Below are 21362 nucleotides of genomic sequence, written 5' to 3'. Positions count from 1 at the left end.
CAAGCCATCAGTCATATACAGTCCCTCGCCCCACGCCAGACGTGCTAGCGTAATGTCACGCGGTACCGACACCGCCGTCATGCCCAGCAAGTCCGCCTTTCGCTGATAGATGGCCAGGAGCCCTTCGTATGTCAGAGACACACGCAACGCCACGCATTGCCGCCTTCATCGGACTCGGCGTCATGGGTCACCCCATGGCCGGCCACCTGACACGCGCAGGATGGGAAGTGCGCGTCTACAACCGGACCCGCTCGCGCGCCGAACAGTGGTGCGAGGAGTACGGCGGCACCCATCACGCCACGCCGCGAGAAGCCGCGGAAGGCGCCGAGATCGTGCTGATGTGCGTCGGCAATGATGATGACGTGCGCAGCGTCACCTACGGCGCCGATGGCGTACTGGCCGGACTGTCGGAGGGAGGACTGCTGGTGGATCACACCACGGCCAGCGCTGATCTGGCGCGAGAGCTGTCCGTGGCGGCGCGCGAGCATTCGGTCGGCTTCGTGGACGCCCCCGTGTCTGGCGGCCAGCAGGGGGCCATCAATGGCGCGCTGACCATCATGTGCGGCGGTGACCCGCAAGATTACGAGCGCGCAGCACCGGTACTGGCGCATTACGGGCGCATGGTGAAGCGTATCGGGGAGACCGGCGCCGGCCAGACCACCAAGATGGTCAACCAGATCTGCATCGCCGGACTGGTTCAGGCGCTCTCCGAGGGACTGCACTTCGCCGAGCAGGCGGGACTGGATCGTGAGGCGGTGATCGAGGTGATCTCCAAGGGCGCAGCGGGCTCGTGGCAGATGGAGAACCGACACGCCACCATGATCCGCGATGAGTACGAGCACGGCTTCGCCGTCGACTGGATGCGCAAGGACCTCGACATCTGTCTGGCGGAGGCACGCCGCATCGAGGCAAGCCTGCCGGTGACGGCGCTGGTCGATCAGTTCTATGCCGACGTCCAGAGCATGGGGGGCGGCCGCTGGGACACCTCCTCGCTGCTCAAGCGCCTGGCCAGATGAGGCGAGCCCTCCCCTCTCGAAGCGGCCTCGCCCGCGTCATCGCGCAGCGAATCAGGCACTGAACGAATGACGTCCTGCTAGCCGTGCAAGCCGCCCGATGAAAAGCGCCGATTCCAGCGTCAGCGAGACGTTGGAATCGGCGCTTTCTTGATGCCGCATTGCAACAACCCTGTCACCGTCACGCTGCGCTGCCTTTTTCCACACTATCTGTGGATAACCTCGTTGATAACCCTTAGACAAGCGCTTCCAACCTGCATGACAGCGGGCTTACCAACAGATTGCACAATTTTTAACCAGCTTATAAGCCATTGATATAAAAGAAAATTTTGGCATGCAGGAGCAAGCGCAGACCGGATGGCCGCACTTCGAGGGGGAGTATGAGGAAAGTTCACGTCCTGGCCGCGCAGTGGACAACACAACAGCGATGTCAAGGGCGACTTGGGGATAACATGCGTTTCGGGCGACACACCGGCTGTGCATAAGCCGAAATCAGAGACAAAAAAAACACACCCCGCAAGGTGTGCTTTTTGTTGACTTCCCGAGGCCATCACAGGCGACTCGAGATGTCAGAAGAGTGGCGTCCCATAGGGGGTTCGAACCCCTGTTACCGCCGTGAAAGGGCGGTGTCCTGGACCACTAGACGAATGGGACGCAGTCGCTTGAGAAACTTGGTGGAGCCTAGCGGGATCGAACCGCTGACCTCAACACTGCCAGTGTTGCGCTCTCCCAGCTGAGCTAAGGCCCCGTCTCTCAAGAACGAGGCGTATATTACTGACCCGCCTCGTAGTCGTCAACTTCTTTTTCACACAATTCCGTCGCGCGCCTCATCAGGGCCACCAGGGCAGTCCGACAGCGCCTTGAGAAGGCTCAGCGCCCTGCTGCAGCGCATGCCCCCATGACACACGTTCGCCATGGGGGCCCTTCAGGCATCACTGACACCCTTACAGCTCGCGATATTCCTTCTCGAAGCGCTTGGCAGCCTTCTTGGAGACGCCGCCCAGCACTGCCACGGCATGACGCAGACGTGCACGAGTCATGTCGGAACCGAGAATGACCATCGCATCCATCACCGAGGTGGAGGTCGCCGAGCCAGTCACTGCCACGAACACCGGCGCCAGGAAGTCCTTCATCTTGAGTTCGAAGTGCTCGGACAGCAGCTTCACTTCCGCCAGCAGGTGCTCCTTGTCCCAGGTGCTCACGGCCTCGAGCTTCCAGGTCAGGAACTGCATCTGACGCACCAGATCTTCGCCCTGAAGCTTGGCCTTGGCGAAGTCGTCCGGCGTGATGGCCGGCAGTCCGGAGAAGAAGTGCCCCGCCAGCGGAATCGCCTCGGACAGCGTCTCGATGCGCGGCTTCACTTCCGGCAGGATCTGCTTGACGTAGGACTCGTTGAAGGCCCATTGACGCAGCTCGCTCAGCAGCTCGTCCTCGGACAGATCACGGATGTAGAGACCGTTCAGCCAGCTGAGCTTCTCGACATCAAACACCGGGCCGCCAAGGGAGACGCGCTGGATGTCGAAGTGCTCCTGCATCTCGCTCAACGTGAACTTCTCGCGCTCGTCCGGCATGGACCAGCCGAGACGCCCGAGATAGTTGATCACGGCTGCCGGCAGATAGCCCATGCGGCGGTAATACAGGATGGACGTCGGGTTCTTGCGCTTGGACAGCTTGGTCTTGTCCGGATTGCGCAGCAGCGGCATGTGGCAAAGCTCCGGCATCTGCCAGCCGAAGTACTCATACAGCAGCTGATGCTTGGGCGCCGAGTTGATCCACTCCTCACCGCGCATCACGTGGGTGATCTCCATCAGGTGATCATCCACCACATTGGCCAGATGGTAGGTCGGCATGCCATCGGACTTGAGCAGGATCTGCGCATCGACCTGGGCCCAGTCGACCTCGATCTCGCCGCGCAGCATGTCCTTGACCACACAGGTACCGCTTTCCGGTACGTTCATGCGGATGACGAAGGGCGCACCCGCCGCTTCACGACGTGCCACTTCCTCGGCCGGCAGGGCGAGATCGGACGGCTTGAGCGCCATGTGCAGACCCTCGGCCTTGCGGGAGTCACGCAGCTCATCCAGCTCCTCACTGGTGCGGAAGCACTTGAAGGCGTGGCCGGCATCGATCAGTTGCTGGCAATGCGCGGCATAGATGTCGCCACGCTCGCTCTGGCGATACGGACCATGGGGGCCGCCGACATCCGGACCTTCCGACCATTCGATGCCCAGCCAGCGCAGCGAGTCGAGAATCATCTGCTCGGACTCACCGGTGGAGCGGGTCTGATCGGTATCCTCGATACGCAGAATGAACTCGCCACCGTGCTGACGAGCGAAGCACTGATTGAACAGGGCGATATAGGCAGTGCCGACGTGGGGATCACCAGTCGGCGACGGTGCGATACGCGTACGAACGGTCATGTGGAGTCCAGTATTTCAGGGGGAGTGTCAAGAAGGGTGTCGAAAAGCGTCTCGAGATGACGGTCGGGCGCGAGGCGCGACAAGATCTCGAACCAGCCTGGCAAGTGGTGCCCGGCCAACACGCTTCAATTCGGCAGCCTGTACTGGGGGCATATTATACGCAAGGTGAAGATGTGCGACAGTGCGTCACCGTGTGCCAACGCCTCCACGGCGGTAAGCTGACGCCCGATGATCGTCCGCCGTGACGCCTGGCGCCCGCGCCTTCTCACCATCCCCTCTGCCACCACCGGCAGGAGCCAGCATGTCCCGAACCACCGCCTCGTCTGATGTTGCCTCCCCCCTTGACGCTGACGCCTCGTCGCCTGAGTTCGTGCCACGCCGCTGGCTGGAGACCCTGGCCCGAGCTGGCGGCCACTGGCCGAACATCGCCATCGGCTGCGCCCTGCTCTCGACCCTGGTGCTGCTGGCACAGGCGTGGAGCATCGCGCGCCTCGCCCAGGGCGTGGCGATCGAGCGCGAGTCGCTCATGACACTGTGGCCGGCCATCGCGGTACTCGCCGCCAGCCTCTCGCTGCGAGGCGCGCTTGGCGGGCTGCGCAGCTACGCTGGCACCCGTGCCAGTCAGCAGATCCGTCGCCGCCTGCGAGAGCGTCTATTGCAGCGCTTCGCCGAACTCGGCCCGCTGTGGGTGCATCGCCAGCACCGCGCCAGCCTCGCCAACCGTGTCTGGGACCAGGTCGAGTCGCTGCATGGCTATTACGCCGATTTTCGCCCCCAGACTCGCCTGGCCGGGCTCATCCCGTTGCTGCTGCTGGCGGTCGTCTTTCCGCTCAACTGGGCGGCGGGCCTGATTCTGGCGATCACCGCCCCGCTGGTGCCCATCTTCATGATTCTGGTCGGGATCGCGGCGCGCAAGCGCTCCCGCGAGCAATTCCAGGAGATGGACCGCATGGGACGCCACTTCATGGACCTGCTCACCGGCCTGAAGACGCTCAAGCTGTTCGGCAGCGCCAGACGCGGCGCCCAGGTCGAGGCCGTCAGCCACGCCTTTCGCAAGCGCACCATGCGCGTGCTGCGCCTCGCCTTCCTGTCCTCCACGGTGCTGGAATTCTTTACCGCCGTGTCCATCGCGCTGCTGGCGGTCTATCTCGGCTTTCACTTCCTCGGTCATCTGCAGTTCGGCACCTGGGACGAGGCACCGCTGACGCTGCAGACCGCCCTGTTCATTCTGGTGCTGGCGCCCGAGTTCTATCAGCCGCTGCGCGAGCTGGGCGTGCACTATCACGCCAAGGCCGAGGCCGAAGCGGCCGCGCTCGACCTGGTGCCGATCGTCGGTGCCACCCCCTTCTCCCGTCAGCAGACGCCTGACGACGTGAACACCGCGCCACCCCGGAGCGCGACCCGCCCCATCACCTTCAGCGCCCTGAGATTGCAGGACGTGAGCGTGCGCCATGCCGGCCAGCTCCCGGACACGCCCCCCGCGCTGGGCCCGCTGTCACTGCAGATCGCCGCCGGTGAACGAATCGCCATCACCGGCTCTTCGGGGGCAGGCAAGTCGACACTGCTCAACCTGCTGCTGGGCTTCGTCGAGGTCGCCGACGGCATGCTGTCTCTGAATGGACATCCCTTGACCCAGGGCCTCCCGGCCGGCACGGCCACCTGGGTGGGCCAGGAAACGGTGGTCCTGTCCGGCACGCTGGCCGACAACCTGCGACTGGCGAAGCCTCAGGCCAGCGACGACGAACTCGAGGCCGCGCTGGCCAAGGCCGACCTGTCCACATGGCACGCCAGCCTGCCCCACGGACTCGCGACACCGCTTGGCGAGGGCGGTCAGCCACTGTCCGGTGGGCAGGCACGCCGCCTGTCGCTGGCGCGCGCCTTCCTGCATGATGCGCCGCTGGTGCTGCTGGACGAACCCACCGCCAGTCTGGATGCCGAGAGCGAGGCACGCGTGATCCGGGCACTGCAACGCCTCGGCGAAGACCGCACCCTGCTGCTGCTCACGCATCGTCCCGAACTGCTGCCACTCTGCCAGCGGCTGATCCGTCTCGAAGGCGGCCGCCTGGTGGAAGATCGGCACCTGCAGGCCTCCAGCCCGCGAGGTGATGCATGACACCCCCTGTCGTCCCCCCGACCGCCCGGCCACCATCGCTTGGCGAACTGAGTCCCTATCTGGCGTTGATGCGCGAGCACCGGGGCTGGCTGGGTGTCGGTGCCCTGCTGGCGCTGATCACCCTGCTGGCAGCCACCGGGCTGCTGGCGCTGTCGGGATGGTTTCTTTCCGCGACTGCCGTGGCCGGCGTGAGCGTCGCGGCGACCCAGGCCTTCAACTTCTTCACTCCCGCAGCTGGCGTGCGCGGACTGGCACTGGCGCGCACCGCCGGACGCTATGGCGAGCGCGTCACCACCCACGAAGGCACGCTGCGCCTGCTGGCCAGCCTGCGTCGTCGTCTGTTCGACGCCATCGAACCCCTCTCCCCCGCCGCTCTGCAGCGTGCCGGGCAGGGCGAGCTGATGACGCGTCTGGGCGCGGATGTCGATGCCCTCGACAGCCTCTATGTGCGCGTGCTGATTCCGTCACTGGTGGCGGTGTGTGCCATCCTCGCCGCCGGTACGCTGATCGGTGTCTTCGCGCCGACATTGGCGCTGATCACCGTGCTGGGGCTGGCGCTGACCGGGGGGCTGGTGCCGTGGCTGGCCTGGCATCTTGGCAGCCGCGATGCCATGCGCCATCAGGCCTCCGCCAGTCACCTGCGTGCCCGTCTGCTGGAGCGACTGCAGGGCCTGGGCGAGCTGGTCATCTACGGACGCTGGCAGGCAGAACTTGCCAGCCTGGCGGAGCAACAGGCCGAGCGTGATCGCATCGAGCGCTCCCAGGCGCGTCGTCAGGCGCTGGTCACCTGGCTGAGCCATACCCTGCTGGGGCTGACGCTGGCAGGGGTCGCCCTACTCGGCGTCATGCAGATGGCGCCCCAGACGCAGACGGCTGTCGGTGACGTGACCGCCCATGCCGGCGAGCTGCTCGACGGCCGCCTGCTGGCGCTGTTTCTGCTGGCGATCCTCGGTGCCTTCGAAGCCCTCGCCCCCCTGCCGCTGGCCTGGCAGGGGCTGGGCCGCTGCCTGTCGGCGGCCGCGCGCCTCAACCAGGTACAGGCCGATACCCCGGCGCCACAGTTTCCGGAGGACTCCGCCGCCGCCACGCCTGTCGGGCATGAACTGGTGATCCATGACCTGAATGTCGCGCATGGCGACACTCAGGTGCTTGAGCAGCTGTCGCTGAGCCTGGCAGCGGGCGAGCATCTGGCCTTGCTTGGCCCCTCCGGCAGCGGCAAGAGCACCCTGCTGGAAGTGCTCAGCCGCTTCCATGCCCCGAATTCCGGCAGCATTCATCTGGGCGGTGTGGCGCTTGAGTCGCTCGACGAGGCCACACTGCGCGCAAGCTTCGCCGTCTGTCCGCAGGACACGCATCTGTTCTGCGCAAGCTACGCTGACAATCTGCGCCTGGCCGCGCCTGAGGCCAGTGATGAGACACTCATCCACATGCTGGAAAGCCTGGGGCTTGGCGAGTGGCTGGCCCGACAGCCGCAGGGGTTGGCCGGTTTCCCGGATGAGGGGGGCCGTTCGCTGTCCGGAGGCCAGCTGCGTCGCTTCGGCGTGGCACGGGCGCTGCTCTCGCCCGCCCCGATCGTGCTGCTCGACGAGCCCTGTGAAGGTCTGGATCGCGAGAGTGCCGAGCGGGTGATCAGCGCGATTCTCACGGCCTGCCGGGGACGCAGCCTGATCATGATCACCCATCAGCCGCTGGGGCTTGAGCGCTTTGCGCGTCTGGCACTGCTGGAAGAAGGGAGACTCAAGGAAGATGCCACGCCGACCACACTGCAGGCCGACTCGCGGCTGGCACGCCTGATGGCGCGCACCACGAATCAGGCCTGACTTGAACGCTATCGCGGGAGGGACGATGACGGAATCCACACTCAAGGATCAACCACTGGCCGCTGACACCTTTGCACGCCTCCCACAGGGCTTCACCGCTCTGGTGACGGGTGCCGGGGGCGGTATCGGACGCGCGATGCTCGAAGAGCTGCTCGCCCACGAACGCTGCGGCCGGGTGCTGGCGGTCAGCCGTGACGTCTCGCGTCTGCCGGCACATCCCGCACTTGCCTCACTGCAGGCTGACCTGACCACCGACGAGGGCATGGCGCGGCTGGCAGACTGGCTCCGCGAGCAACTGGATGACACGGGGCAGGAAGAGAACAAGGAGAAGGAGAACAAGGAGAAGGAGAAGCACGAGGAGAACGAGCCCAGGCCAGGCCAGCCACCGGCACTGATCCTCAACACCATGGGGCTGCTGCATGAGGAAGCCTTTGAGCAGCACGCGGCACTGTGGCCCGAGAAACGTCTCGAGGATCTCGACATGGCCGCGCTGACGCGCCTGCATCAGGTCAATGCCTTCGTCCCGGCCCTGTTGCTGGGGATGCTCGCGCCACGCCTGCGCCGGCGCACGCCGCTGATCTTCGCCTCGCTCTCGGCGCGGGTCGGCTCGATCAGCGACAACCGCAGTGGCGGCTGGTATGCCTACCGTGCCAGCAAGGCCAGTCACAACATGCTGCTGAAGACCGCCGCCATCGAGATCGCGCGCCGCAATCCCGAGGCTGTGCTGGTCGCGCTGCATCCGGGCACCACCGATACCGGGCTTTCGGCCCCCTTTCAGGCGCGGGTCCCCGAGCACAAGCTGTTCACGCCAGGCTACGTGGCGCGTCGCCTGCTGCGGGTGGCGGGTGAGCTGTCGCCAGAGGACAGCGGCGGCTTCCGTGACTGGGCCGGCGAGCCGATCGACTGGTGACGGAAGCTGCGGGGGCGAGAGAGGCTGCGGGGGCGATCAGAGCTGCAGATGCTCCTGAAACCATTCGGTGATGAAGTCCAGATAGGCACGCGTCTTGTCGGGCAGGTACTTGCGCGAGCGGAACAGCACCACCATCGAGCCGTGCTCATTCCAGTAGGGCTGCAGCAACGGCACCAGCTCACCGCTTTCCACTGCTGCACGCGCGGAAAAGGTCGGCAGATAGGCGAGACCGAAACCGGCCTTGGCCGCCTCCACCACGCCGAGCAGATTGTTGATCACCAGCCGCGACTCCGGCTCCACATCGAAGGGCTGCCCGTTGAGCGTGAAGCGCCAGTGGGCACCCAGATCGTAATTGCCGTAGAAGATGGTATCGAAGGCGCGGATGTCCTGCGGCTGCACCGGCGGGGCATTGACGCGCGCCAGATAATCCGGTGCCGCATACAGGCCATAGACCACCTTGCACAGAGGCCGCGAGACCATCGAGGAATCCGGCAACGGCCCCATGCGAATCGCCAGATCCACCGACTCATCGATGGGCTCGAAGCGCTGATCCTCCAGCAGGATCTCGACGCTGACATCCGGATAACGGCGCATGAAGGCGGTGGTCGGGGCGGCCAGATACATGAAGCCGAACGACACCTGCGCCGAGACCTTGAGCTGGCCCATCGGCTGGGAGGTGACGGACTGCACCCGCGCCTCGGCGGATTCCAGCTCCTCGCGGATGCGCAGCCCGTGCTCGTAATAGATGCGCCCCGCCTCGGTGAGGTGCAGCTTGCGGGTCGAGCGATTGATCAGACTCACCCCCAGCTGCTCCTCCAGTGCCGCCACGCGCTTGGACGCCAGCGACTTGGAAATTCCCAGGCGTCTCGCGGCGGCCGTGAAGCTCGCCGCTCGTACCACCTCGACGAAGACCCGCAGGGCATCAAGCGTCGCCATCCCATACTCCAGAGTTGATTCAGCTCCAGACGCCCATTGACGAGCGTCCTGCGTGACCACGCGAACATGTTTCCATATTGGAAACCCTAGTTTTCGATTGTACGCGCTTATTCTCCAAAGCGCGTCGCCCTATACTGGGCACCTCGAACATGCGGGAGCAGACGCGTCGCGGCATCGACCGTCTGCTTCCGGACTAGACCGTGAAGCGTCTGGCCTGCGTGGCGCAGTCAGGCGATTCAGGTTCGCGCTCAGGTAGTTGCACTGCTCATCCCACCGGGTCCCGGTGACTGGTCTGCATGGCGACACCCGCACGCGCGGTTTCGCCGTCGGCCCATCCCGGGCCTCGGTGGCGATCTTCAGTGTAGTAATGCAAGCTATTTGCGCGCCTGGCCGTCTCACGACGCCAGGCGCTTTTTTTTGCCTTTGATCAGCGACTTACAACCACTTCTTCCACTTGAAGAACAGGTAGGTCGAGAGAGCCGATGCCCCCATCAGGCACAGCGCGAAGGGATAGCCCCAGTCCTTGTCCAGCTCCGGCATCCAGTGGAAGTTCATGCCGTAGATGCTGGCGATCAGGGTCGGCGGCATGAACACCACTGCCGCGACCGAGAAGATCTTGATGATGCGGCTCTGGTCGAGGTTGGTGAAACCGATCGAGGCATCCAGCAGGAAGTTGACCTTCTCGAAGATGAAGGTGGTGTGCGGATTGAGCGAATCCACATCGCGCAGCATGTCGCGAATTTCCTGACGCCGAGCCTTGTGATGCGGCTCGGCGGGCAGATGGCGCGTCAGCTGACGCAACAGCCGCTGACTGTCCAGCAGGGCCTGGCGCACCTTGTCGTTGTAGCGCTCCTGCAGCAGGATGCCATGCAGGGTGTCCTCCAGCGATTCAGGGTGCACCGCCTGCTTGCCCAGTACCTCCAGCGCGCGATAGATGTCCTCGATCTCATCGGCCAGGTAATCGACCTTCATCGCCAGCAATGCCAGCAGCACGTCCCAGCCATCCTGGGGACTCAGGCGCTGGCGACGCAGATGATTGCGGAACAGCCGCAACAGCCCGATCTCCTCGTGACGCATGCTGATCAGCTGCCGCCCATGCAGATGGAAGGCGACGTTGGCGGTCTGCGGTTCGCGCCCCCTGCGATGGGGAAACAGCGAGACGACATGGATGCCATCGCCGGCCAGATAGAATCGCGAGGACGACTCGATCTCCTCGAGCTCCTCGATCTGCGGCAGCTCCACGCTGAACTGCTCGCTCACCCAGCGCTGCTCGGCCTCATCGGGCTGGCAGAGGTCGATCCACAGCACATCGCCACGCACCAGTACCGGAGGTGCCAGCTCATCACTGGCCAGCCGCTCGGCATGCAGGGCGCTGGCCTGCTCATGGCTGTCGGCGAGCTGCGGCGCCTCGCTGTCGGACATGTCGGGCAGCACGATCTGCTCGCCACGCAGGCGCCCGTCTTCATGAAGGCGATAGAGGGTAATCATGCACGGTCCCGTGTGAATGACCTGAAGGAAGGGCCATTCTAGACGAGATACCGGGAGTGCGGGGCCTGACAGAGGCAGGAGAAAGGCGCGACAGACGCTGACAGCCGTGACACCGCCAAGAAAAAGGGCGACTCGAAGAGTCGCCCGAAGACCGTGACTAGCTTGATGAGGAGAAACCTGAACAGGGGCCTGACTCCGCTGTTCTGGCCATCGCGTTCCATGGCGGGAAGCGATGACCCAAGATTATGCCCTGACGGATCGCCCGTCAATACCAATGAGAATTATTTTCATTAATCATTGAGACAGCGTTTATCTCACCATCACAGCTGGCCTCCATCGATGAGCTGACGTATCATGCCGCCAGAATATCAAGGTCGTGACTGGCCTGATGAGACGCCCGCCTCGGACCTGACATCCACACTCTGGCGGGCACGAAGCACCGCTCGACTCGCAAGCCTTCCTCCCTGTCATTGGCAGAGGGAAAGCGAATGACTCGAGAAGCGCTTCCGGACGCCTCCCTCGTGCAAGCGAAGGAGGCGTCTTTTTTTGCGCATGAAAAAAGCGGCTCACCCGTGAGGGGAGCCGCTGGCAAGGACCGTAAAACGTCTGATGAGAAGCCTCCCGGAAAGGGGCCTGACTCCACTGACCGGGGCACCGCTGCCCATGGCGGGGAAGCGATGGCCCCAGATTAGGTCGCGAGCACGCGTCCGTCAACACTAATGAGAAATATTTTCATTAAGATTAAATGACGGCGCGCTTCACCCCCCTCGCAGGTCATGCATCATCCGTTCTGCGGCTTCAGCCCTGCTTGTGCCACTCGAACTTCTTGAACGGCTCGTCGATCGGCGTCTCGGCCAGGTGATTGGTGTAGTTGCTCATCACCTTCTGGGACAGGCCAAGAACCACTTCCAGCACGTTGCGCTTGGTGTAGCCGGCATCGAGGAAGGTCTGCACGGTGGCGTCATCGACGAAACCACGCTCACGCACCACGGCCAGCGTGAAGGTGCGCAGGGCTTCCAGGCGCTCGGTCGGCAGCGGCGTCTCGTTGCGCAGCGCCTCGGTGATGGCGTCATCCACCTTCATCGCCTTGGCGATACCGGTGTGTGCCGGCACGCAATAGTGACAGTTGTGCTCGACATTGATGGTCTGCCACACCACGGTGGTCTCTTCATCATTGAAGCTGCTGTCGAGGAACAGCTGGTGCAGTACCTGATAGCCTTCCAGCAGGCCCGGCGCCTCTGCCATCACGGCGTGCAGACCCGGCACCATGCCGAAGGCCTTGACGGACTTGTCGAGCAGCGGCTTGCTGTCCTGCGGGGCGGTATCGGCAGTGTGCAGCGTGAAATCGGTCATGATGACTCCTTCAATATGATGGACGAGATGAGCGCAATGGCAGGGCTGGGGAGGCGTCGTGAACGTCGTCGCTACCCATGATGATGAGCAATTGCTCAAAAAAAGACCTGCTCATGCGCTTCACTACGTTGTCGTGGGACACACTAGCTGGATTTGAGCGGTCATTCAAGTTAAAATTGAGTACTCACTCAATACCTTGCTCCTCGGGATCAGCCTCCCCTCCACACTGTGTGGAGTCAGGCGACACTCGCGAGCCCCATCGTCAGGACAGCCATGCCACGCGCGACCTTGCACAACCGCCAGGACTCCCTCGACCGGGCGCTGAATCTCTTCTGGCAGAAGGGCTTTCATGCCACTTCGCTGAAGGACATCGAGCGCGCGCTCGACATGCGTCCCGGCAGCATCTACGCCACCTTCGGCAGCAAGGACGGCCTCTTCCAGGAAGCGCTGGAGTGCTACTCCGCGCGCAGCCTGCGCGAGATGGAAAGTCTGATGGCCAGCCACGACTCGCCCTTGACCGCCCTCGCCGCCTACATCCGCAAGCTCGGCGGACTGCGTGACAGCGAAGTCCCGTCACGCGCCTGCATGCTGGCCAAGAGCCTGCTGGAACTCGGTGAGCGCGAACAGGCCGCCCGCGACAAGGTCGAGACACTGCTCGCCGGCATGGAAGCCCGCTTCCGCCAGGCCTTCGCGGACGCCCGCGACGCCGGTGAACTCGTCGACCCCGAGCGCCCCGCTCACCAGCCGGAACGCCTCGGTCGCCGCCTGCAGGCCGAAGTCATGGGCCTGCGCGCCTACGCCCAGCGTGAAGGCGAAAGCGAAGCCGTCCGTCAGCTCGCCGAAGACATCGCCCAGGATATCGAAGCGCTGAAGGTCAACAACATGCATTGAGCCATGAGCGGAGCATTGGCTCACGGCTCCCTCTGACTCGGCGCTTCGCCTCACATGCTGCTAGAATCACCGCCCGCTTGTCTCGACAGCGCCTGCACCTGATGCTCCGTCCCCTGCTCCCACACCAGCCGATATGACTGCCATGCCGATGACACCGATTGACCGCACCTTCTCCGTCGCGCCGATGATGGAATGGACGACCCGTGACTACCGCGCCTTCGCGCGCGTGTTGAGCCGTCGTACGCTGCTGTACACGGAGATGGTGACCACCGGGGCATTGCTGTTCAATCCGGACCGCGAGCGTTTCCTCGGCCACGACGAGACGGAGCATCCGCTGGCCTTGCAGCTGGGCGGAAGTGACCCGCAGGCGCTGGCCGAGTGTGCGGCGATCGCCGAGAGCTGGGGCTATGACGAGGTGAACCTGAATGTCGGCTGCCCGAGCGATCGCGTGCAGAACAACATGATCGGTGCCTGCCTGATGGGCCATCCGGAGCTGGTGGCCAAATGCGTGGCGGCGATGCAGGCGCAGGTGAAGATTCCGGTGACGGTGAAGTGCCGCATCGGGATCGATGATCAGGATGAGGACGCCGATCTCGAGCGCTTCATCACCACCGTGGCCGACGCCGGCTGCAAGACCTTCAGCGTGCATGCGCGCAAGGCGTGGCTGCAGGGCCTGTCGCCGAAGGAGAACCGCGATGTGCCGCCGCTGAACTACGGCCGCGTGCACCGTCTCAAGCAGGCGCACCCGTCCTTGCATATCGGCATCAACGGCGGCCTCAAGCAGATGGATGAGCTGCACGAGCAGCTGGAGCATGTCGACAGCGTGATGGTCGGCCGTGAGGCGTACCACAACCCCTGGTTGCTGGCGACGGTGGACAGCGAGCTGTACGGCGAGGCCGAGAATCCGCACACCAGCCGCCACGATGCGCTGCGTGCCTTCCGCCCCTACATCGAGAAGCGTCTCGCCGAGGGCGTGCGCCTCAATCACATCAGCCGCCATCTGCTGGGGCTGTTCCAGGGACAGCCGGGCGGCCGCCAGTTCCGCCGCCATGTCTCCGAGAACGCCCACAAGCCGGGTGCGGGCATCGAGGTGATCGATGACGCCATGGCCCGCGTGCCGGAGCACCGGCCCGAGACTCAGGCCGAACAGGCCTGATCCGGCAGCCTCTGCCCCTTTCCTCAGGAACGCAGCATTTCCAGAAGACCGTCCACTGACACCCGGCCCATGTGCCGGGTGTCGTCGTTCTGGCATTCCCATGTTCTCAACGTCCCCAACGAGCCGTCGATCCGTCGATCCAGCGACCGGCAGCCCCTATCGGGAAAGGCGCGATGACAGAACATTCACAGATGCCGAAACACGCAACCCTGCGTCGCTGTATAAGCTGATAACTCCTTTAATACCAATGACATGCATGACTTTCGTTTGATTGTCTGACAAGGGCGTCTCGCGCAGAATGACTGACCATGCGGACAACAACAGGTCACGTCATCGTCACGTCGTGCTGACGTGTTGACGGCCATACAACGGCTCCGTCACCGGCTTCCCCCACAGACCTGTGGACCGGTCCATGCAGTCCCCCATGACGGACTGCGCTGCTCATGCTGACACATCCTTCGAGGTTCCATGTCCACATCCTCCCCCTCCGGAGCCAACAGCCGTGAGCTGTTCGGGCACCCGGCCGGACTCTATCTGCTGTTCTCCACGGAACTGTGGGAACGCTTCTCCTACTACGCCATGCGCGCCCTGCTGGTGCTCTATCTCACCGATGCCGTCACCAGCGGCGGGCTGGGCTGGAATCAGGGCGATGCCCTGCAGCTGTATGGCATCTTCACGGGGCTGGTGTACATCACGCCGATGTTCGGCGGCGCACTGGCGGACAACTGGCTGGGCGCACGCCGCGCGATTCTGATCGGGGGTCTGATCATGGCGGCCGGCCAGTTCGTGCTGGCCGTGCCACCGGACATGAGTGGTCTGGATGCCGAGATGCTGCTGTACGTCGGTCTCGGCCTGCTGATCGTCGGCAACGGCCTGTTCAAGCCCAATATCTCGACGATGGTCGGCGATCTCTATCCACAGGGCGATCACCGTCGTGATGGTGCCTTCACCATCTTCTACATGGGCATCAACCTCGGTGCGCTGCTGTCGGGTATCGTCGCGGGCTCCATGGCGGAAGGCTATGGCTGGAACGCCGGCTTCCTGGTGGCGGGTATCGGCATGCTGCTGGCGGTCGCCATCCAGCTGATCTTCGCGCCACGCCATCTGGGCGAGCTCGGCGTGGAGCCCAGCGCCAGACGCGAGGCTCGCCTGAGCAAGAGGAGCACCACCAGGACACCGCTGAGCCGCGAGGAGCGCGATCGCATCAAGGTCATCCTGGTGCTGGGTCTGTTCACCATCCTGTTCTGGGCCGGTTTCGAGCAGGGCGGCGGCCTGATGGCACTGTACGCGCAGGACTACACCGACCGCATGCTGATGGGCTTTGAAGTCCCGGCGGCCTGGTTCCAGTCGCTCAACCCGCTGTTCATCATCCTGCTCTCGCCACTGCTGGCGGGACTGTGGACACGCATGAATGATCGCGAGCCCAGCTCGCCGGTCAAGTTCGCCTTCGGCCTGATCGCCCTCGGCATCGGCTTCGTGTGCATGATCGGCGCGGTGCTGGAGCAGAAAGCCGCGGGCAGCGCCTCGATGATGTGGCTGGTCGGTGCCTTCTTCTTCCACACCCTGGGGGAGCTGTGCCTGTCACCGGTGGGCCTGTCGATGGTCACCAAGCTGTCGCCGGTTCGCATGGGCGCGCTGATGATGGGCGCCTGGTTCGCCTTCGTGGCACTGGCCAACTACCTGGCCGGGATGATCGGCTCGCTGGTCGGCGAAGCCGGCGCCATGAGCGTGTTCGGTGGCATCGCCATCACGGGCGTGCTCGGCGGCCTGCTGTTGCTGGTGTTCGCCGGCAAGCTGGTCGACTGGATGCACGGCGCGGAAGCGCGTCATGACGGCCCGCTCGAGACCCAGACCAGCCACGGCTGATCTCGCAGTCGTCGTCATCTTCACTGTCGACGACGACACGACAGGCTGCTGCAACAACGCAAACGCCCCGCTCATTGAGCGGGGCGTTTGCGTTGTCACTGCCAGCAACAGGGCCATTAAGTGGCCTGAAGTGAAACAAACCGCCTAGATGGAGTCCGGCACGAACAGCTGCTGGAAGTTGTCGACGGCGCTCTCGGCATCATCGATCGCATGGAAGCGCGCCACGTGATAGAGCGCCTCGCCCTCGTTGGCCAGCGGCAGATTGGCCATGCCGATGATGATGCCATCCGCGGGCGACAACACCTCGCTTTCGCTGTTGCCGAAGGGGTCGGCGACGATGCCCAGCACCTGATGCTTCTCGACGCGGTCTCCCAGACCCACGCGGCTCTGGACGATGCCATCGATGGAGGCGCGCGCCCAGCTGGAGCCGTTGGACATCTCCACCGCGCGGGAGCTGGGCTTGCGGTCGCGGTCCTTGGCCAGCATGCCGATGGAGCGCATCACGCGCTTCACGCCGCTGACCCCCGGACGAATCGCCCACTCATCGAAGCGCAGCGCCTCGCCGGCCTCATAGGTGATGACCGGCACGCCACGGCCACTGGCATAGGCGCGCAGGCTGCCTTCACGCAGCTCGGCGTTCAGCAGTACCGGTGCACCGAAGGCATCCGCCATCTGACGCGTGGCGTCGCTGCCACTCATGGTGGCGCGAATCTGCGGCAGGTTGGTGCGGTGGATCGCGCCGGTGTGCAGGTCGATGATGTGGGTGGCCTGATCGGCAATCTGCTCACGGAACAGCGCCGCCACCCGCGAGCCCAGCGAACCGCTCTCGCTGCCCGGGAAGCAGCGGTTGAGGTCACGGCGGTCCGGCAGGTAGCGCGTGTGCTGCACGAAGCCGAAGACGTTGACGATGGGCACCGCGATCAAGGTGCCGCGCAGCCGCGCGAGGCTGGAACTCTTGAGCAGGCGACGCACGATCTCGACACCGTTGATCTCGTCGCCATGGATGGCACCGCACACCAGCAGCACCGGGCCGGGCTGACGGCCATGCACCACCTCGACGGGGATATGCAACGGCGCGTGGGTGTAGAGCTTGGCGACAGGCACATCGACCTGGGCCCGCGTTCCCGGCGCGATGCGGGTACCGCTGATTTCAAATGGAGCGCGTGACATCGCCACCTCAGAGATTGTTCGACCAACGAGCGACAGGCGTCGTGACAGCTCCTGCCAGATCAGGCTGCTCGCCCAGTGTCTCGAAAGAAAACACTGTGCGACATGCGCCTTTTAGCGCATTGGTGCGTCAAGGGAAAGACTTCATTGCAGCGTGTCGGGATGAAGACCGGACGGAATTGTTCAACAATGGCATGACGCCGACGGCGTGACGACACCTGACCACGACATGGCGAGCACGATATGACGGGAGCGACATGGCGAGAATGATACGCCCCGGCCTCGTCCTGACTGCCACTGACAAGAGCTGCCCGTGACCGATCTTCTCGACTCTCTGCTGACCCTGCCCGATTACTCCGCCCTGGCCTGGAGCGTGATCGTCTTCTCGACCTACCTGACCGGCATCTCCAAGGGCGGCTTCGCCGGCGGGTTCGGCTCGCTTTCCGTGCCGCTGATGGCACTCGCCATCGGTCCGCTGGAAGCGGCCGGCATCCTGCTGCCGCTGTTGATCGTGATGGACTTTCTCAGCGCTCGCGCCTGGTGGGGCAAGCAGCTGTGGTCGGAGGTGCGCATCATCCTGCCCAGCGCCGCCATCGGCATCGCGGTGGGCGTGGTGCTGTTCGATGAGCTGAACGAGAACATGATTCGTGGCTTGCTGGGCGTCATCTCGCTGCTGTTCGCCGCCTACATGCTGTTCAAGCCCACCGCGAGGAACCCGCTGCCGCGCTGGCTGGCCATTCCTGCCGGTGCCACGGCCGGCTTCACCAGTTTCTTCGCCCACGCCGGTGCCCCGCCCTACAACCTGTACATGATTCCGCGTCAGCATCCCAAGGAGACCTTCATCGCCACCACGGTGATCATCTTCGCAGGCATGAATCTGATGAAGCTGGGCCCCTACGTGGCGCTGGGCGAGGTCAACCTCACCAGTCTGTCCACCTCGCTGCTGCTGGTGCCGGTGGCCTGGGCAGGTGTCAGGAGCGGCCTGTGGCTGCAATCCCGCGTCAACGAGAGGCTGTTCTTCCGCCTGATCATCCTCGCGATGGCACTGGTCGGCGTGCAGCTGATCTACAAGGCCTGGGGTTGATCTCCCCGCGCCATCACGCCTGGCGACCTCTGCCGCCAGCCAACATGACCTTCTGGGCCACGCTTTCAGACAGACATTCGAGAATGATCGGGGCAACGCCATGACACCGCAGATCCACTACTACCACGCACACCTCTACTACACCGATGAGCAGAGTCTGGCCGCCGCTCGCGAGCTGGCGGCCCAGGCCGAGCAGCACTTTCCGCTGCGCGTCGGTCGCTTTCATGAGCAGCCGGTAGGCCCGCACCCGCTGTGGAGCTGTCAGCTGTCCTTCGCTCCCGAAGACTTCGGGCGCATCATCCCGTGGCTGGCGCTCAATCGCGGCACGCTGGACATCTTCGTGCACGCCGGCACCGGTGATGATCTCTTTGATCACACCCAGGGCGTGATGTGGCTGGGCAGCTCCCACCTGCTGAATCTGCACGTCTTCGGCGATGAGTGAGGCCCGGACGTCGCCCGACACGCTATCATCGCCTTGCCGCTTTCGCCTTACCCACTGACTCAAGGATGACCCCATGACTCGACTGCGCCGCCTATCCCCTCGTGCCGCCCTGCTGGGCGTGATCGCCTCTGGCCTGCTGCTGGTCGGCTGTGACGACAATGAGGTCGGGGATGTCTCGCTGGGCCTGTTCACCACCAAGGACATCAAGATCGAGAGCCTGATCGACCCCAAGGTGCCGGGCGTGACCTGTCACCTGAGCAACATCGAGGCGAATCTCGATTTCTCCGACCCCTCCGACATGAGCATCGCCTGCCGCCAGACCGGCCCGATCACCCCGGCGATGCTCGCCGACATCGACACCTCCAAGAGTGGCGAGGAGGTCTATCGCAAGTCCAAGAGCGTGCTGCTCAAGAGCCTCAAGATCCGCCGTATTCTGGACCGTGACTCCCAGAGCCTGCTCTACATCGCCTACAGCACCAAGGAAACCAGCGGCAGCTTCAAGCATGCGCTGAGCAGCGTGCCGCTGTGGGGCAGCGAGGCCTGGCAGGCACCGGCAGCGCAGTGAGCCGCCCGGGCGCCTGAATCAAGCCCCGATTGATCAAGCGCTGATTCATCAAGTGCTGACTCATCAAGCGAAAGCTTCACCATCATCCCTTGAAGTTGTGGGGTGTCGCTCCAAGGTCTTGTTCAACGGCTAGCCAGCCGGATTTTCATTCGCATGAGGCAAAGGAGTGACACACGATGTCGAGCCCGGAGCACAAGCAGAAGATCTGGAAGCTGATCAAGGATGTGAAGGTCGGCATGTTGGTGACGCAGGGTGACGGCATGCCACATGCCCGCCCGATGCATCTGGTGCAGGATGACTACGACGGCACCCTGTGGTTCTTCACGCGAGCCAGTGCCGAGAAGGTGTTTGAAGCAAAGAAGGACAGCGAGGTCTGCCTGAGCTTTTCCGATCAGGATGATGGCGTCTATGTGTCGCTGAGCGGTCATGCCAATCTGCACCGCGATCAGGGCCTGATCGACAAGTTCTGGAATCCGTTCGTGGCCGCCTGGTTCCCGGAAGGCAAGGATGACCCCGATGTCACTCTGCTGGAGGTCAAGGTGCAATCCGGTGAGCACTGGAAGGCCAAGGAGAGCAAGGCGTATCAACTCTATGAGATTGCGCGCGCCAACCTCGACAAGGACCACACCCCGGACATGGGTGAGAACGAGAAATTCGGCACGGTATGAGCAGAAGCCCGAGCTCGTCATGGAGAGCTCTTTGAAGTGACCGCGTGAGAGTTGACGCACACGGCCATGCCAGACACGACAACGCCAGCCCGAGGGCTGGCGTTGTCGTGTCTGGTCTCCTGCCGCCTGCCGAGTCCTGCCGATTCCTGCAGACCTGTCGTCGGTGGAGAGGATTCAAGTTCAGGACACTGAACGCCTCAAGACTTCATGTCGAGCACGATGCGCCCTTCGATCTTGCCGTCGATCATGCGCCCGAAGATGTCATTGATGTCCTCGAGCCTGCCGGTCTGCACGGTGGCCGCGACCTTGCCTTCCGCGGCGAAGTCCAGCGCCTCCTGCAGGTCCTGACGCGTGCCGACGATGGAGCCACGCACCGTGATGCCGTTGAGCACCGTGGAGAAGATCGGCAGCGGGAAGTCACCCGGCGGCAGGCCGTTGAGCACCAGGGTACCGCCACGGCGCAGCATGTTCTGGGCCTGATCGAAGGCCTTGGGCGACACCGCCGTCACCAGTGCGCCGTGCGCGCCGCCGATCTCGCGCTTGATGACGGCTGCCGGATCTTCCTTCATGGCATTCACGGTCACGGTGGCCCCCAGACGGCGGGCCAGCTCCAGCTTGGCATCATCGACATCCACCGCCGCCACGTTCAGGCCCATGGCGCGGGCGTACTGCACCGCCATGTGACCCAGGCCGCCGATCCCCGAGATCACCACCCACTGACCGGGACGAGTGTCGGTCATCTTGAGCCCCTTGTAGACCGTGACCCCGGCACACAGCACCGGCGCGATCTCCACGAAGCCCACGCTGTCCGGCAGACGCCCCACGTAGCCGGCATCCGCCAGCGTGTACTGGGCAAAGCCGCCATTCACCGAATAGCCGGTGTTCTGCTGGCTCTCGCACAGCGTCTCCCAACCGCCCAGACAATGCTCGCAATGGCCACAGGCCGAGTAGAGCCAGGGCACCCCGACCCGGTCGCCTTCCTTGACGTGGGTCACACCCTCGCCCACCGCCGCGATGGTCCCCACTCCCTCATGTCCCGGGATGAACGGTGGGTTGGGCTTCACCGGCCAGTCGCCATGCGCGGCGTGCAGGTCGGTGTGACAGACCCCGGAGGCGGCGACCTCGACCAGAATCTCGCCACGCCCCGGTCGCGGTACCGCGACTTCCTCGATCACCAGCGGTGCACCGAATTCACGTACCACGGCGGCTTTCATGCTGTTATCCATGATGGACTCCTCATTCATTGTCGAAAGACGAACCTTGGAAAGGCGAGCCAGAGATCAGGCGGAGAGTGCGATCCCGTCCGGTCGTGAGCGAGGGCTAGTGTTCGCGCACGCCCCGGACCTGCCTCTTCATTGAAACCAGACGCGGTGCTCCCTGCCCTGCGCCAGATCAAGCAAGTCGGATCTGGCGCGGGCATCGAGAGGAATTCCTCGAGGAGGCATCGCGGGAGGTGGATTCAGCGCCACT

17 protein-coding genes and 2 tRNA genes are annotated in these 21362 nt (G+C 63.9%); 11 read left to right on the top strand and 8 right to left on the bottom strand.

All coding sequences use genetic code 11. From position 1 onward, the window contains the following. The first annotated feature begins 128 nt into the window (after window positions 1-128). Entirely contained in the window at window positions 129-1016 is an 888-nt protein-coding gene (locus tag PJK54_RS05540; RefSeq protein WP_077379215.1) for an NAD(P)-dependent oxidoreductase, read from the top strand. Window positions 1017-1591: 575 nt separating this feature from the next. Here PJK54_RS05540 and PJK54_RS05535 read toward each other — a convergent pair. The 3 genes from PJK54_RS05535 to gltX all read right to left on the bottom strand — a co-directional run bounded on the left by PJK54_RS05535 (window position 1592) and on the right by gltX (window position 3433). Further along, a tRNA-Glu gene (locus PJK54_RS05535) sits at window positions 1592-1667 on the bottom strand. A gap of 18 nt (window positions 1668-1685) precedes the next feature. Next, window positions 1686-1761 (bottom strand) — tRNA-Ala (locus PJK54_RS05530). 196 nt (window positions 1762-1957) lie between these two features. Continuing rightward, complete coding sequence (gene gltX, locus PJK54_RS05525; protein WP_077379213.1) at window positions 1958-3433, bottom strand: glutamate--tRNA ligase; 1476 nt, start codon at window positions 3431-3433, stop codon at window positions 1958-1960. 301 nt (window positions 3434-3734) lie between these two features. Between gltX and cydD the strand changes: the two genes are divergently transcribed. The 3 genes from cydD to PJK54_RS05510 are packed head-to-tail and all read left to right on the top strand — an operon-like array spanning window position 3735 to window position 8276. Continuing rightward, on the top strand, window positions 3735-5546 hold the full coding sequence (cydD, locus tag PJK54_RS05520; protein WP_077379211.1) for a thiol reductant ABC exporter subunit CydD: 1812 nt from the start codon (window positions 3735-3737) through the stop codon (window positions 5544-5546). Next, window positions 5543-7366 carry a thiol reductant ABC exporter subunit CydC gene (cydC, locus tag PJK54_RS05515; protein WP_271302421.1) on the top strand — a complete coding sequence of 608 codons (1824 nt, stop codon included), beginning with the start codon at window positions 5543-5545 and terminating at the stop codon, window positions 7364-7366. Before cydD ends, cydC begins: the two co-directional genes overlap by 4 nt. Window positions 7367-7391: 25 nt before the next feature. After that, window positions 7392-8276 (top strand): short-chain dehydrogenase, encoded by an 885-nt coding sequence (locus tag PJK54_RS05510; protein ID WP_271302420.1) that lies wholly within the window; start codon window positions 7392-7394, stop codon window positions 8274-8276. 36 nt (window positions 8277-8312) lie between these two features. On the opposite strand, the gene PJK54_RS05505 is transcribed toward PJK54_RS05510, so the two are convergent. The 3 genes from PJK54_RS05505 to PJK54_RS05495 form a co-directional block, all read right to left on the bottom strand. Beyond that, complete coding sequence (locus PJK54_RS05505) at window positions 8313-9212, bottom strand: LysR family transcriptional regulator (RefSeq protein WP_043333112.1); 900 nt, start codon at window positions 9210-9212, stop codon at window positions 8313-8315. Between the two features lie 435 nt (window positions 9213-9647). After that, window positions 9648-10700, bottom strand: coding sequence for a magnesium/cobalt transporter CorA (gene corA, locus PJK54_RS05500; protein ID WP_077379205.1), 1053 nt, complete (start codon window positions 10698-10700; stop codon window positions 9648-9650). A gap of 798 nt (window positions 10701-11498) precedes the next feature. Beyond that, on the bottom strand, window positions 11499-12053 hold the full coding sequence (locus PJK54_RS05495) for a carboxymuconolactone decarboxylase family protein (protein ID WP_077379203.1): 555 nt from the start codon (window positions 12051-12053) through the stop codon (window positions 11499-11501). A gap of 273 nt (window positions 12054-12326) precedes the next feature. Between PJK54_RS05495 and PJK54_RS05490 the strand changes: the two genes are divergently transcribed. The 3 genes from PJK54_RS05490 (at window position 12327) to PJK54_RS05480 (ending at window position 15966) form a co-directional block, all read left to right on the top strand. Then, the gene (locus PJK54_RS05490) at window positions 12327-12944 is read left to right on the top strand and encodes a TetR/AcrR family transcriptional regulator (RefSeq protein WP_077379200.1); all 618 of its coding nucleotides are present in this window, start codon (window positions 12327-12329) and stop codon (window positions 12942-12944) included. Window positions 12945-13092: 148 nt separating this feature from the next. Then, window positions 13093-14100 carry a tRNA dihydrouridine(20/20a) synthase DusA gene (gene dusA, locus PJK54_RS05485; RefSeq protein WP_077379403.1) on the top strand — a complete coding sequence of 336 codons (1008 nt, stop codon included), beginning with the start codon at window positions 13093-13095 and terminating at the stop codon, window positions 14098-14100. 468 nt (window positions 14101-14568) lie between these two features. Next, window positions 14569-15966 (top strand): peptide MFS transporter, encoded by a 1398-nt coding sequence (locus PJK54_RS05480; RefSeq protein WP_077379199.1) that lies wholly within the window; start codon window positions 14569-14571, stop codon window positions 15964-15966. A 144-nt stretch (window positions 15967-16110) separates the two neighbouring features. On the opposite strand, the gene PJK54_RS05475 is transcribed toward PJK54_RS05480, so the two are convergent. Further along, the gene (locus tag PJK54_RS05475; protein WP_077379197.1) at window positions 16111-17136 is read right to left on the bottom strand and encodes a succinylglutamate desuccinylase/aspartoacylase family protein; all 1026 of its coding nucleotides are present in this window, start codon (window positions 17134-17136) and stop codon (window positions 16111-16113) included. A gap of 310 nt (window positions 17137-17446) precedes the next feature. On the opposite strand from PJK54_RS05475, the gene PJK54_RS05470 reads away from it, so the two are divergent. From PJK54_RS05470 to PJK54_RS05455, 4 genes are all read left to right on the top strand, one after another. Further along, complete coding sequence (locus PJK54_RS05470) at window positions 17447-18217, top strand: sulfite exporter TauE/SafE family protein (protein WP_254696411.1); 771 nt, start codon at window positions 17447-17449, stop codon at window positions 18215-18217. Between the two features lie 100 nt (window positions 18218-18317). Further along, the gene (locus PJK54_RS05465; RefSeq protein ID WP_271302419.1) at window positions 18318-18659 is read left to right on the top strand and encodes a DOPA 4,5-dioxygenase family protein; all 342 of its coding nucleotides are present in this window, start codon (window positions 18318-18320) and stop codon (window positions 18657-18659) included. Between the two features lie 73 nt (window positions 18660-18732). Further along, a complete protein-coding gene (locus PJK54_RS05460; protein ID WP_271302418.1) occupies window positions 18733-19224 on the top strand; it encodes a CreA family protein in 492 nt (163 codons plus the stop codon). Window positions 19225-19400: 176 nt separating this feature from the next. After that, window positions 19401-19892: a pyridoxamine 5'-phosphate oxidase family protein gene (locus PJK54_RS05455; protein ID WP_084209317.1), complete on the top strand. Its 492-nt coding sequence runs from the start codon at window positions 19401-19403 to the stop codon at window positions 19890-19892. Between the two features lie 197 nt (window positions 19893-20089). Here PJK54_RS05455 and adhP read toward each other — a convergent pair whose 3' ends face one another. After that, window positions 20090-21118: an alcohol dehydrogenase AdhP gene (gene adhP / locus PJK54_RS05450; RefSeq protein WP_271302417.1), complete on the bottom strand. Its 1029-nt coding sequence runs from the start codon at window positions 21116-21118 to the stop codon at window positions 20090-20092. Window positions 21119-21362: the final 244 nt, after the last annotated feature.

This window comes from Cobetia sp. MMG027, from assembly GCF_027947415.1.
GTDB classification, from domain to species: Bacteria; Pseudomonadota; Gammaproteobacteria; order Pseudomonadales; family Halomonadaceae; genus Cobetia; species Cobetia marina.
Note: the sequence above shows the minus strand (reverse complement) of the source record. Positions and strands in the feature narration are given on the sequence as shown.